The organism is Corynebacterium sp. HMSC064E10 (assembly GCF_001812505.1).
GTDB classification, from domain to species: Bacteria; Actinomycetota; Actinomycetes; order Mycobacteriales; family Mycobacteriaceae; genus Corynebacterium; species Corynebacterium amycolatum.
In genome coordinates this window covers 422,416-434,858 of record NZ_KV809174.1, presented here as the reverse complement: position 1 = coordinate 434,858, position 12,443 = coordinate 422,416, and the positions used below count along the sequence as shown (strand labels likewise).

The following is a 12,443-nucleotide window of genomic DNA, read 5'->3' as shown; positions in this document are numbered from 1 at the left end:
CTATGGCCAAACGTAATTTTCTCGGACGTATCCCCGAGCAGTTCGTAGAGTCAGTGCTGCTGACCAACCAGCAGCGCCAACTGCTGTACATGGCATGCTCACTGCTGTTGGACTACCCACATGAGAATGTTGAACAGCGGTGGGAGGCGGTCGCACGGGAGCTATCTGTGCTTCCGGCAGAGGTCGGCGACGAGCTCAGTGCATTTTTGACGGAAGCTGCCGAGATGCCGCTTCAAAAGCTGCAGGCTCACTATGTGGAGACTTTCGATCAGCGCCGTCGGTGCTCGATGAACCTGTCGTACTACTCCGTCGGCGATACACGTCAGCGCGGTGTAGCGCTCCTTGCCTTCAAGGAGCAACTGGCTGCACTGGGCTTTGAGCAGGAGCGCGAAGAGCTCCCAGACCACCTCTGCGTGGTGCTGGAGGCCGGCGCGCTTGCTGACGCGACTGGTCACCGCATCGTGACAGAGATGCTCGCTTCCCATCGAGACGGTCTGGAGGTTCTGCGAACCGCGCTGAATGATATCTCCCCCATGTACACGCACGTGGTGACAGCGCTGTGCATGTCATTGACAGAAATCGATCAGGAAACTATCGACGCCTACATCAATCTCATCCGCACAGGTCCCCCGGCTGAACTCGTTGGTCTTGGGACTCCGCTGCCGCACGTCGGCATGCAAGAAACTTAAAAGGATTTAAGTCATGAATAACTTCGAGCTGTTCCTCTGGACAGCCTTTCCATGGCTGGCCGTCAGCGCGTTCGTCATCGGCATCATCTGGCGTTGGCGCACAGACCAATTCGGCTGGACCAGCCACTCATCGCAGATTTATGAATCAAAGATGCTGCGGCTGTCTTCGCCGTTGTTCCACTGGGGCATGATGTTCGTCATCATTGGACACCTGATGGGCTTGGCAATTCCGAAATCGTGGACTCGCGCCATGGGCATCTCAGATGGTTTCTACCACCTGATTGCTACGATCCCCGGCACGATTGCCGCAGTCGCCGTGGTGTTGGGACTAGCGGGGCTCATCTACCGACGTGTTGTCAACCGCACGGTTTTCTTGGCGACGTCCACGTCCGACAAGGTGATGTATTTGCTGCTGGCCCTGGCAATTCTGTCGGGCACTATCGCGACGGTGTCGCTGCAGGTATTCGGCGGTCCGCATGGCTACGACTACCGCGAAACTATTTCGCCGTGGCTGCGTGGAATCATGATTTTCAATGCCCAGCCTGAGCTGATGGCCGATGTGCCATGGCAGTTTAAGCTGCACGTCCTGGCTGGCTTCACCATCATCGCCGTGTGGCCGTTTACTCGCCTGGTCCACGCATTCTCTGCACCTATTGGCTACACTAACCGCCCCTATGTGGTCTACCGTTCTCGCGATGTCCGCACTCGCCCGGCGCGCCGAGAGGTAGCCTGGGAACCAATCCGTTCCCACGCGGAGCAGTTGGATCGCCACAGTCGCTAATTCGCGGCTGATGGCCTGATTAAGAAAGTCTGTGTGATGAGCTCGAGGAAAGTTCTGGCAGCCGCCGCCACCATATTGGTCACTAGCGCGGCCTGTGCACCAGAGACGAGCTCATCGCAGGCTTCCGGAAAAGAGACACTAACGGTCTTCGGAGCCGCATCCACTCGAGTTCTCAATGCTGACCTGCCGCAATCGGCGAACGTTGATACTCACTTGGCGTTCATCAACGGCGGTTCCGGCTCTCTGCTTCAGCAGTTGGAAGATGGTGCTCCCGGCGATGTACTCATCACTGCTGACCGCGCAACCATGGACGAGGCCGTCGAACGCGGTGTCGTGAGCAATCCTGCCAAAGTTGCCACTAACTCGATGGTGCTCATCGTACCGAAGGGAAATCCTGCCCACGTCACCGGAGCGGATGCGTCTCTGTCCACAGCGAAGGTTGTCACCTGTGATCACAAGGTTCCCTGTGGGAAAGTCGCCGAGGAGCTCATTTCCTCTCTTGGGCTAGATTTCACTCCGGTTAGCCGTGAGAATTCTGTCAGCGATGTCGCAGGTAAAGTGCTGTCTGGCGTTGCGGATGCCGGTTGGGTATATCGCACCGACGCACAGGCTCTCGTGGATTCTGTCGATGTCTTTGACATCCCGGGTGCGGACAGCCACGCCAACGAAATCATGGCTGCTGTTGTAAAAAACAGTGACACAAAAGAAAGCGCCCTGGCACTGGTGAAGTATCTCGCCTCCGCCGAGTCTGCGCAGCTGTGGTCACGCCACGGTTTCACGCCAGCCACAGAAGCAACGGAGGACTCCGCGACTCAGTAGTCGATTTTCGTCATTATGCCCACTTCTTTCCGCCCATCGTCTCGCCCGCTGCCAGCCGTCGTCTGGCTCATTGCACTGCTGTGCCCGGTATTTCTGCTGTTTCCCGTCGCCGCACTGCTCTCCGAGGTGCCGTGGTCTCAGTTCGCCAGCATTCTCGCTGAGCCGGAAACCATCGACGCACTGAAGATTTCCCTGTGGGCGGGCATGCAGGCGACTCTCATTGCGGTCATCCTGGCGGTTCCACTTGGCGCGGTCATTCATGCCATTCCGAAGGGGCAATGGATTGTCCGTCTCCTGGTTTTTCTACCACTGGCGCTGCCTCCGGTTGTCGCAGGTCTTGCGCTCACCAGCGCCACGCGAGCCCTAAATCTTCCGCTGCCATTTACATTTCCGGCGGTCGTGATTGCTCACGTTTTTGTCATTCTCCCCTACGCTGCCATTGCGATTGATACGTCCCTGGGCAGTCTCAAACAATCAGTTCTGATTTCCGCGGAGAGCCTCGGCATTCCGACGACCACAATTTTTCGCCGCATCATTCTGCCTTCCATTACTCCTGGAATCCTGTCCGCAGCTGCGCTGTCGTTTGCTCGTTCGCTTGGCGAGTTCGGCACCACCGTCACGTTCGCAGGCACCTACCCAGGCATCACCCGCACGCTGACTTCAAGCATCTATTTGGAGCGGGAGCTTCATCCTGATCGCGCTTTTGTGCTCGCCGTATTATTGATTGGTATTTCGCTGATCTTCCTCGTCATCGCGCTATTACCCTATGCTCTAAGACGTCGCCCTGTGCCCAAGCCCGTGCGGCTGGAACCGATGGCCCGCCAGCGCCTAAATCACCTTTGTCTGCCTTCACGCTGCCCGGAGGATCTCGAGGTGCGGTGGCAGAACCAGACTTACCAGTTCCCCGCGGGGAAAGTAACGGCTGTCATTGGTCCGAATGGGTGCGGAAAGTCGACTCTTGCCGGCCTCATTGCCGGAGCATTGGAAGGCGCTGATGTTTATGCGGGTACGACGGAGCTTTCGGATTTACCACTTCGACAGCGTGGTGTCGTGATAGTTCCGCAGGAACAATCACTTCCTCCTACGACGACCCCGCTGGAAGCAGTTGCCATGGCGCTACTTTCTAAGTCGAATTCCGTGCCCAAATCAGCCACTGCTATTCACGATTGCGCCCAGGAAATTCTGGTGGCAGCCGGTCTGGAGTCTATTTCCAACACCCCGGTACCATCGCTGTCCGGCGGGCAGAATGCCCAAGCTACCCTTGCACGTGCTCTGGCGGTGCGGCCAGAAGTTTTGGTACTCGACGAGCCTTTTGCGCCGTTAGATTCGATTAGCCGACAGTCTTGGCAGCGACTCATCACTGATGGCATTGGCACCCGAACCGTCGTACTCATCACACACAATGCCACCGATGTAGAAAACATGGCCGACTGGGTCATCGTGATGAAAGATGGCATGCTCGCGAAACAGGGGCACCCCGCTACGCCAGCGATTCGTCAACATATTGACAGCCTGCGTTAGTGCTATTGACGCCTTTATCTCGATATTTGTATGGCTAAAGATGTGTTTAACATCACCCCTTCCTATCCTTTACTTTTCAAAACCAGTTGACAATACTCAACACCACGGTTCGTGAGGAAGTCCTCATATTCCCTCGCAGCCATAGAAAAACGCACTGCCCTCGAGCAAAGAACCAAAGGAGCAATACAGTGTTCGCACCACTTTCCGATGGCCACTTCACCTACTTCCCCAAGCCCGAGCTTGACGAGGTTCTTGCAACCATCGACCGCCGCCCCGTTGCTGCCGGCTACCTCGTCGATGGCGATGTCATTACCTCCAACATGGATGCAGCCCGCTACAGCTGGCTGGTCTAAAAAGCACAGACCTGGGAAATTCTGACTTTCTTTTCAAAATCAAAGACAGTACAGGTTTCCAATGATTACGTTTTAGGGCATGAAACTTTCTCGAGCTTCTGCCCCGGAGTCCTCGGGCGCATCCCGCCCGGCTCCGACATCGATGTCTCATCTGCCTGAGGCGCTGCCGCCGCAGATGCCCCAGACAGCCCGCCCGCCACTAGCTACCGACACGCTGCTTAACTGCACTTCCTTTCCTGCAGTCGTCGTCGACCTCGCGGCGGTCGAAGCCAATGCCCGCGATATGCTCCGCCGCGCAAACGGGATGCCTATCCGCGTGGCCTCGAAATCGATTCGCATTCCACAGCTTATTTCGCACGTCCTGGCCTTCCCCGGTTTCCAGGGCGTGCTGGCATATTCGCTGGCAGAGGCGCTGTACCTATTCCGAGAAGGAATTAGCGACGACATCGTCGTCGCCTACCCAACACTTGACGCCCGCGCTATCTCAGAGCTTGCCGACGATGATGCAGCGCGCGCCGCCATCTGCGTAATGGTTGACCGTCCCGAACATCTGGAGGCGCTGGCGCCGTCGGCAAGCGAAAATGCGCCAATCCGCGTGTGCATGGACGTCGATGCGTCCTTTCGCCCTCTGCCCGGCGTGCATATCGGTACACTGCGCTCCAGCCTGTTCTCGCCGAAGCAGGCAGCGGCGTTTGCCAAGCAGATCATTGCCCGTCCGGAGCTACAGCTGGCGGGAATCATGATGTATGAGGGGCACATTGCCGGAGTGGGCGATGCCGGAAACTCCCTGCGTGCACGAGCAATTCGAATGATGCAGGCCGTCTCAAAGAAGGAGTTGGCAAAGCGCCGCGCGAAGGTTGTCGCTGCAGTCGAGAAAGTGGCGGGACCCCTGGAGTTTGTCAACGGCGGTGGTACGGGGTCGTTGGAGTCGACGTGCGCCGAAGCCGCAGTAACCGAGGCAGCGGCGGGGTCGGGATTCCTGGCACCAACACTGTTCGATAACTATCGCGCATTCAATCTGCGCCCGGCGTCCTGGTTTGTGTTGCCGGCGACGCGACGCCCTAAGAAAGGCGTGATCACGGTGTCCGGCGGTGGTCGAATTGCCTCTGGGCCGGCGGGAGATGATCGGTTGCCAACCCCCTGGTACCCCACTGGCCTGCGCTACGCGGCAGAGGAAGGCCCCGGTGAGGTGCAGACTCCGTTGCTCGGCAAGACCGCCGATGCAATTTCGCTGGGAGATCCCGTGTGGTTCCGCCACGCCAAGGCCGGCGAAATAGCCGAACACACACAAGAAGCCATTGCAGTTCGAGATGGCGCCATCATCGCCCACTGGCCCACGTACCGAGGAAAGGGATTGATCTTCACATGAGCAATTCACGCAACAACGCCCGCTTCACAGTCTCTACAGTTGAGTCCCGCGTACCACGCGTACGTCGGCGTGCGCAGGCGAAAGCTGCTGCCAAGTCTCATTGGAACAATTGGGCTCACACTCAGTCGTGCACCCCGTCCTATATGCATCAGCCGCACGATGACGAGGGCGTCATCTCGGTAATTAAGGCAGCGAAGACCGAAGGAACTACGGTGCGCCCGCTGGGGGCCGGTCATTCTTTTACTTCCGTGGCCACCACCGATGGGCACCGCGTTCAACTCGACCGCTGCTCTGGTCTGGTCGAACTCGACGCCGCCAACCAGACCGCCACCCTGCGTGCCGGCACTCGTCTGCGCGATACTCCAGGTATTCTGCGCCCACTCGGTTGGGCCCTTCCCAACCAGGGCGATGTCGATCCGCAGTCGCTGGCCGGCGCTATCTCTACTGGCACGCACGGCACCGGACTCGGGTTCACCGGCTTCGCAGGCACCGTTAAGGGATTCAAGATTGTCACCGCAGATGGCGTCGTCAGGCACTGCCATCCGGACGCTAAGGGAATCGACGGCGAGCTCTACCGCCTCGGACGGCTGGGGCTGGGTGTCTTCGGCGTGCTTACGGAGGTCACGATGTCCGTCGTACCAGCGTTTGATCTGCACGCCGACGAACACCGCGAAGAGTTTGATTCCCTGCGCAAGAGTTTCACTGAGCGTTGCAAAGAAGCTGACCACCTGGAGTTTTTCTGGTTCCCGGGACAGCGCGAGACGCTGGTCAAGCACAATACTCGGATTGAACCGCAGCGCCACCGCCGCCCGAGCCGCAATAGCCTGAAGCAGCGCCTGGGCAGCGCGCGCACGTATCTTAACGACGAAGTCGTCAACAACATGGGACTCTTGGCGTGCTGCGAGATTGCCAAAGCCATTCCCGCTACGACCGATACCATCAACCGGATTGCCACCAACACAGTGCCCGAGCGCCGCTACTCCAACGAGGCGCACAAGGTCTTTGTCTCGCCGCGCCGCGTGCGTTTTTCCGAGATGGAGTACTCCGTCCCGCTCGAAGCCGCTTCCGATGTCCTCGGGGAGATTCGCGACGCAATTGCCCGCAAGAGAATGAAGATTTCCTTCCCCATCGAGGTGCGCTCCGCCAAGGCCGATGATGTCGCTCTGTCCACGGCGTACGGTCGCGACAGTGCCTACATCGCCATCCACCGCTACTGGAAGGAAAATTACCGGGAGTACTTCAACCTCATTGAGCCGATCTTCAAGGCGCACGAGGGGCGCCCTCACTGGGGCAAATTGCACACGCTCCGCGCGGAGGATTTTTCGCAGCGCTACCCGCTGTTCGGCGAGGTCCAGGCGCTACGCGAAAAGGTCGACCCGCAGGGAATCTTCCTCAACGAGCACCTACGCGACCTTTTCTGCTAGTTATCTCCAGGCTTTACGACGTCCCGGGCAACCGCCCCATCCGTCTCGTCGGCGACATCGCCAGGAACCGTGGCCGATTCAATGCCAGCCTTGCGGAGTTCCCGGCGTACCCGACGCTGACGGCGCATCTTCAGGATGAGGTCGCAGATGAACAGCGCGACGGCACCCCAGATAATGAAGAACCCGATCCAGCGCTCCGGCTCGAGCTCCTCACCGAGCACGGTAACAGCCAAGGTGATCTGGAGAACCGGCGTGATGTACTGCATCAGGCCCAAAGTGGCCAGTGGCAGGCGCTTGGCACCTTCGCCGAAGAGCAGCAACGGGATGGCGGTAGCAACACCGGCGCTCATCATGAGCAGCGTGTGGCCGGTTCCTTCGGAGGTAAAGGTGCTCTGCCCGTTGTAGGTCAACCAGAGGATGTAGGTCAGCGCAATCGGTGTGATTACGGCGGACTCGGCTGTCAGCGACGCTGCGGAGGAAAGCGATACCCGCTTCTTCATTAGTCCGTAAAAACCGAAACTGAATGCCAGCGCCAGCGCACCCAACGGCGGATGTCCCACACCGATAGTGAGAACAATGACCGCAATGGTTGCCAGGATGACACTGCCGAGCTGCAACCGCGAGATGCTTTCACGGAAGAAAATCATCGCCAACAAAACGCTGACCAGCGGGTTAATGAAGTAGCCGAGTGCGGCCTCCGCCACCTGCCCATTGTTGACCAGGTAGACGTACACGCCCCAGTTGACGGAGATCAACAGTGCGGCAATAAAAATAGTGCCCCACGTCTTGGCGCTTGCGGCCTTCAGCTCTGGCCATGCGCGCATGAAGCTGAGGGCAATGGCCATAAAGACAAGCGTCCAGACGAATCGATGCGCCAAAATCTCCACGGCCCCCGCCGGCTCCAGCAGCGGAAAGTAGAGCGGAAACAGCGCCCACAAAAGGTACGCACCGAATGCCTGAATCACTGTTGACTGACTCCTTTTCGTTCTCGTTGAAACTGACTGCGTACTGGCGGCGTACTGACGGCAGAGTTCTAGCCGCTTCATCCTAGTCTTTTGGATTTGGGCACTTAGTTCTGGCTTCTATTAGTTCTGGCTCAGCCCCGGCGCAAAAAGCGGATCTTTATCCGTGAAACCGGAACTCAGCACCGGTCGGATACCAAAACGGCCGCGTGCCGCATCTGATGGCAGCGCCTCGACTGCTTTAACAGCAGGCAGTTTCTTGACATTCATCAACGCCTCAGCGTCTCCATAGACCAGTAAACCGTTGAAGCCGAGCCGTTCGTCGTCAATCGCGACGTCTGCGTAGGCAGCCGCTAACTCCAGTTGATCTTGCAGCAGCTTTTCTTCACTCGCCGTTTTGCTCGGCTGCGGCAAATACCGGGTACTCACGCCACCGATGATTGCAGTCGATACTCGCAGAGAGGGCTCTTTTTCATAGACCTGTGCCGCTTCTTGCGCATCGAGCAGCCGGTCAAAAGTCACCATCGCCCAGAACTTCGGGTCCTCCACGACTGGCTGGCCGTTCTTTAGCTGGTAGTCTTCCTTCTTCATATTCTCGAGGGACTCGTCGGCACGCTCTACGTACTGCTCGGTTGCTTCCCACGGGTCTGGACCGAGCGCATCGCCGTTGATATTCTGCGGCTTGCTCACGCGATCGGATGTCGAAGCGACTGCTAAAACAATCACCAATACGACAACACAGAAACCTGAGATTAGTGCCATCACTGGCGAAATACTGCCGTCACCGGTGCTTTTCGCACGAGTTTCGGGGCGCGCTCGATTCTTGGATCCCAATGGAGTCTGCGTCATGCGCCCTGCCTCAAAACTTCCAATGCGTGGTTCAAATCATCTGGGTATGGACATTCGATTTCCATCCAGCGACCATCTGCCGGATGGTGGAAACCAAGCGAGACAGCATGAAGCCACTGGCGGTTGAGCCCAAGCCGCTGGGCCAATGCCGGATCGGAACCGTACATGGGATCGCCACAACATGGGTGATTCAGCGCAGAGAAGTGCACACGAATCTGGTGCGTGCGCCCAGTTTCTAGATTCACCTTCAACAGCGTTGCTGGGGCGAAGGCCTCAATCGTTTCGTAGTGCGTCACAGCATGTTTGCCATCCTGACGGACGGCAAAGCGCCACCCCGCCGAAGGATGACGGCCAATCGGAGCATCAATTGTCCCCGACAGCGGATCCGGATGCCCCTGAACCAGAGCGTGATAGGTCTTCGACACCTCACGGTTTTTGAACGCCCGCTTGAGCACGGAGTAGCCCCGCTCTGAGCAGGCGACAACCATCACGCCAGAGGTGCCAACATCCAAGCGATGCACGATACCTTTTCGCTCGGGCGGACCGGAGGTAGAAATGCGGAAGCCAGCAGCCGCCAGCCCGCCGATAACCGTTGGACCTTCCCAACCGACCGACGGATGCGCAGCCACGCCAACAGGCTTGTGAACAGCCACCAAATCGGAGTCGTGGTAGAGCACGTCCATGCCCTCGACGAGTTCCTCTTTGGGAACCAATGGCTTTTCCACCGGCGGTAACAACACGGAGAGGAAAGCGTTTTCTTCCAGGCGGTCAGACTTGCCAACGCTCACACCATCAACCGTGATGTCTCCAGCCGCTGCCAAATCAGCCACCGCTGTGCGCGAGAGCCCCAGCAACTTAGCCACACCGGCATCTACCCGCATTCCGGCCAAGCCCGGTGGAACGGGCATCTGCCGGGTTTCTCGGTCGGGCTGGTGCGCTCCCCCGAGTGCTGCACCGCTATTTAATGCATTATCGTTCACTGCTGTCCTCCCTCCGCCGACTGCTTCTGATTCTTCTGAGCAGATTTCTTCTCCGCTGCAATATGATCAGCGAAGAGATCCGGCTCCTTGGAAAAAACCATCCAGATAACGAGGATAATAACGCCCACAGTAATCGCGGAGTCCGCGATATTAAATACGGCAAAACCCTTCACCGACAGGAAATCGACAACGTGGCCGACATAGAAACCGGGCTCCCGAAACAGCCTATCGATGAGGTTGCCCAGCGCACCACCAGCAATAAGCCCCGCCGCAGTCGCCGATATAGGACTGCGCAGCCAATGGGAAAAGCACATCACAGCCAGGATGTAAACCAGCTGCAACGTGGTAAAAACCCAGGTGGCGTTCGTGCCAAAGGAAAAGGCTGCACCGGGGTTAAAAACGAGCCGCAACTCGAAGAGATCGCCAAGCACCTGCACCGCAGGACGGCCATCGAGAGTCTTCAAAGCGATGATCTTGGTCAGCTGATCGACAATCGCAACTGACACAATAACCGCCGCGAGAATCCCCCGCCGCGGGAAATATGTCCTCGTTTCCTTCTTAGTCACTGTCCCATAATGACCTAACAAACCCATATTCAGCCAACTGACACCGCCCGGGGGTTCCTATCCACCAAGAAACCGGTACGCTAACCGGTGTGACTCGACGTTTCCAATCTCAGTTTGTTCCGGCCTCCTCCGCTTTACGACGTACAGGAGACACAACCCCCTCGTGGTTCCGTCGACCTAGCTACAGCGACCGAGCTGGTCACACCAAGCGTGGCCTGCTGGCAAGGGTCGGCACCGCAGTTGTTGCCGCTACTACTGTGGTGTCACTGACCGCGTGCTCGTCGGAAAGCTCGGTGGAAACACAACCCGTGGACATTGCACAACCCAAGGTCGAATTGACCAGTGCTGGCAGCGGTGAGCTGGCGAGTGTGCGCTGGAAGGACGACGGTGCAGAGCAGGAGTCGACCGCGGCGGTGACACAGGGCTTCGCACAGCGTGGCGGAAACGCCGATAGCGACCAGACTTTCCCAGACACCCGCCTGGAAATCCCCCTGACCAGCACTGTTACCAGTGATAACGATACTCGTGCGGTGACGTCAGAGGTGGGTAAACCCCACGGCTCCAACGATGAGCTGAATGAGGATATCGCTACCGCGCAGGGATTTATCTCTGATTCGTCAACAACGGCCACAGGTGAGGTCAAGGAACTCAAGCTGGGAGCGCCGGAGAAGGCCACCGACACCGCTCGCGCTGGTGTGGAGATGGCGCTGCAGCAGCTGCATTCCGTACCTATCGTCTTCCCCTCCGAGGACATCGGAAAGGATGCGACCTGGACGGTCGAAAGCGAGGTCGAAGGCCAGACCAAGATGACGCAGAAGGTGACCTATACCCTGCTCAGCCGTGCGGGCGACATTGTTAATTTGAAGGTCGATGTCAAGCAGGTGCCGACCGTTACGGAGTTGGACACTGGCGGCGAGGGTGCACTGAAGGTTGTCGAGGCCACGACTGACATGCTTGCCGACCGCGTCACCATCGACCTGACCAAGCCCCTTCCGGTGAAGGGCAACATCGATTTTGTTACCTCCGTGACCTACGGCGACGGCAACTCCGATGTGCGCATCACTCAGCAGACGCATCGCGGGCTGGAGTTTAAGGACGGTGACGGCTCGAGGAAGTAGCCCAGAAGAATAGCTCGGGCCACCGCAAGGTTAGAAGACCGTTAGAAGACGAGAAAGTGTCTAGGTTTATGTCACTTTTCTGCCCAAAAATGGGCGGAACTGTCATAAACCTAGACACTTTCTTTTGTGTGGCCAGTGCACCCGACCGGACTAGGCTGTGATGCCTGGCCCGACGCCACCTAAGCCGGTGGTGGCGGAGGCGGTGCATCCTCAGCCGGAGCTGGCGGTGGCGGTGGCGGAGCCTCTTCAGCCGGTGGTTCAGGCGCGGGAGGCGGCGGTGGCGGCACTTCCTCGACCGGCGCTTCGGGCTCTGCAGCCGGAGCTGGCTCCTCGACCGGTGCTGGAGCCTCTTCAATCGGGGTCTCTTCCTCTTCTGGCTCAGGCGGCGGCGGAGGAGTCTCGCCGGGCGCGAGGCAGAACCCAGGCTTGTGCTCCGGATTAAGTGTCGATGCCAGGTTGCAGGCCCATTCCTTGCTCAGCATCCAACGGCCATCCCGGTGGATAAAGTCCACCTGCTCCACGAGCATCGGATCTTCCTCCGGACGGAGGATATTGACACCGGCTACGGCCTGCTTAGTAGTAAATCCAGGCGTGACCGGGTCAATGACATCAAAGCTGATTTCCTGCTCATTGGCACTGTGGGTGACAATGTCGAAGAAATCGCCGGCAGTATCGCCGTCCTCGATGGTCAGCGCCTTTTCCTCAATAGGTAGATCGGGGTTGATGAGGCGTGCGAGGACGTCGTTAAGCTCTGCGCGCGTCGGCAGCATGATGACGGGTTCCGCCGAGCTGGATGTCTTCGATTCAGTCGTCGGCGCTGCAGTATTGCCACCACCGCAGGCAGCGAGCCCAAGTGCGCTGACCGAGACCATCGCCGCTACTGTCACACCACGCGCTGTGCGCCAACGCATTCCGCTAACGCGCTGGTTGCAGGGGACTTTCATATGTGCACTACTCCAATAAAATCTGCATGAAGATTCGCTGGCTTCACACCATCCATAATCCTACACAA

At 58.2% G+C, this 12,443-nt stretch carries 13 protein-coding genes; 8 read left to right on the top strand and 5 right to left on the bottom strand.

Going from position 1 to position 12,443, the window contains the following annotated elements:
* Window positions 1–2: 2 nt before the first annotated feature.
* From narJ to HMPREF2860_RS10200, 7 genes are all read left to right on the top strand, one after another.
* The gene (narJ, locus tag HMPREF2860_RS10225) at window positions 3–689 is read left to right on the top strand and encodes a nitrate reductase molybdenum cofactor assembly chaperone (RefSeq protein WP_070628894.1); all 687 of its coding nucleotides are present in this window, start codon (window positions 3–5) and stop codon (window positions 687–689) included.
* A gap of 13 nt (window positions 690–702) precedes the next feature.
* Window positions 703–1,470: a respiratory nitrate reductase subunit gamma gene (gene narI / locus HMPREF2860_RS10220; RefSeq protein WP_070628893.1), complete on the top strand. Its 768-nt coding sequence runs from the start codon at window positions 703–705 to the stop codon at window positions 1,468–1,470.
* Between the two features lie 36 nt (window positions 1,471–1,506).
* The gene (gene modA, locus HMPREF2860_RS10215; RefSeq protein WP_070628892.1) at window positions 1,507–2,289 is read left to right on the top strand and encodes a molybdate ABC transporter substrate-binding protein; all 783 of its coding nucleotides are present in this window, start codon (window positions 1,507–1,509) and stop codon (window positions 2,287–2,289) included.
* Between the two features lie 15 nt (window positions 2,290–2,304).
* Window positions 2,305–3,810, top strand: a complete 1,506-nt coding sequence (locus HMPREF2860_RS10210) for an ATP-binding cassette domain-containing protein (RefSeq protein WP_070628891.1) — start codon at window positions 2,305–2,307, stop codon at window positions 3,808–3,810.
* A gap of 188 nt (window positions 3,811–3,998) precedes the next feature.
* Window positions 3,999–4,163 carry a hypothetical protein gene (locus HMPREF2860_RS11180; RefSeq protein ID WP_005510327.1) on the top strand — a complete coding sequence of 55 codons (165 nt, stop codon included), beginning with the start codon at window positions 3,999–4,001 and terminating at the stop codon, window positions 4,161–4,163.
* Window positions 4,164–4,242: 79 nt separating this feature from the next.
* Window positions 4,243–5,532, top strand: coding sequence for an alanine racemase (locus HMPREF2860_RS10205; protein ID WP_070628890.1), 1,290 nt, complete (start codon window positions 4,243–4,245; stop codon window positions 5,530–5,532).
* Window positions 5,529–6,956, top strand: a complete 1,428-nt coding sequence (locus tag HMPREF2860_RS10200; protein ID WP_070628889.1) for a D-arabinono-1,4-lactone oxidase — start codon at window positions 5,529–5,531, stop codon at window positions 6,954–6,956. Before HMPREF2860_RS10205 ends, HMPREF2860_RS10200 begins: the two co-directional genes overlap by 4 nt.
* Here HMPREF2860_RS10200 and rarD read toward each other — a convergent pair.
* The 4 genes from rarD to lspA form a co-directional block, all read right to left on the bottom strand.
* Complete coding sequence (rarD, locus tag HMPREF2860_RS10195) at window positions 6,953–7,921, bottom strand: EamA family transporter RarD (RefSeq protein WP_070628888.1); 969 nt, start codon at window positions 7,919–7,921, stop codon at window positions 6,953–6,955. The two genes, HMPREF2860_RS10200 and rarD, sit on opposite strands and share 4 nt — an antisense overlap.
* Window positions 7,922–8,041: 120 nt before the next feature.
* Complete coding sequence (locus HMPREF2860_RS10190; RefSeq protein ID WP_038625766.1) at window positions 8,042–8,767, bottom strand: hypothetical protein; 726 nt, start codon at window positions 8,765–8,767, stop codon at window positions 8,042–8,044.
* On the bottom strand, window positions 8,764–9,675 hold the full coding sequence (locus HMPREF2860_RS10185; RefSeq protein ID WP_070628887.1) for an RluA family pseudouridine synthase: 912 nt from the start codon (window positions 9,673–9,675) through the stop codon (window positions 8,764–8,766). Before HMPREF2860_RS10185 ends, HMPREF2860_RS10190 begins: the two co-directional genes overlap by 4 nt.
* Window positions 9,676–9,743: 68 nt before the next feature.
* Window positions 9,744–10,313, bottom strand: a complete 570-nt coding sequence (gene lspA / locus HMPREF2860_RS10180; RefSeq protein ID WP_070628886.1) for a signal peptidase II — start codon at window positions 10,311–10,313, stop codon at window positions 9,744–9,746.
* Between the two features lie 89 nt (window positions 10,314–10,402).
* Here lspA and HMPREF2860_RS10175 point away from each other — a divergent pair, with 89 nt between their 5' ends.
* Window positions 10,403–11,431 carry a hypothetical protein gene (locus tag HMPREF2860_RS10175; RefSeq protein WP_246818281.1) on the top strand — a complete coding sequence of 343 codons (1,029 nt, stop codon included), beginning with the start codon at window positions 10,403–10,405 and terminating at the stop codon, window positions 11,429–11,431.
* A 179-nt stretch (window positions 11,432–11,610) separates the two neighbouring features.
* Here HMPREF2860_RS10175 and HMPREF2860_RS10170 read toward each other — a convergent pair whose 3' ends face one another.
* A complete protein-coding gene (locus HMPREF2860_RS10170; RefSeq protein ID WP_070628884.1) occupies window positions 11,611–12,375 on the bottom strand; it encodes a WKL family lipoprotein in 765 nt (254 codons plus the stop codon).
* Between the last annotated feature and the right edge of the window lie 68 nt (window positions 12,376–12,443).

Bases quoted from the DNA above. Each gene is read 5' to 3' on its own strand.
- narJ (WP_070628894.1), top strand. From the start codon at position 3: ATGGCCAAACGTAATTTTCTCGGACGTATCCCCGAGCAGTTCGTAGAG.
- narI (WP_070628893.1), top strand. From the start codon at position 703: ATGAATAACTTCGAGCTGTTCCTCTGGACAGCCTTTCCATGGCTGGCC.
- modA (WP_070628892.1), top strand. From the start codon at position 1,507: ATGAGCTCGAGGAAAGTTCTGGCAGCCGCCGCCACCATATTGGTCACT.
- HMPREF2860_RS10210 (WP_070628891.1), top strand. From the start codon at position 2,305: ATGCCCACTTCTTTCCGCCCATCGTCTCGCCCGCTGCCAGCCGTCGTC.
- HMPREF2860_RS10205 (WP_070628890.1), top strand. From the start codon at position 4,243: ATGAAACTTTCTCGAGCTTCTGCCCCGGAGTCCTCGGGCGCATCCCGC.
- HMPREF2860_RS10200 (WP_070628889.1), top strand. From the start codon at position 5,529: ATGAGCAATTCACGCAACAACGCCCGCTTCACAGTCTCTACAGTTGAG.
- HMPREF2860_RS10190 (WP_038625766.1), bottom strand. From the start codon at position 8,767: ATGACGCAGACTCCATTGGGATCCAAGAATCGAGCGCGCCCCGAAACT.
- HMPREF2860_RS10185 (WP_070628887.1), bottom strand. From the start codon at position 9,675: ATGCCCGTTCCACCGGGCTTGGCCGGAATGCGGGTAGATGCCGGTGTG.
- HMPREF2860_RS10170 (WP_070628884.1), bottom strand. From the start codon at position 12,375: ATGAAAGTCCCCTGCAACCAGCGCGTTAGCGGAATGCGTTGGCGCACA.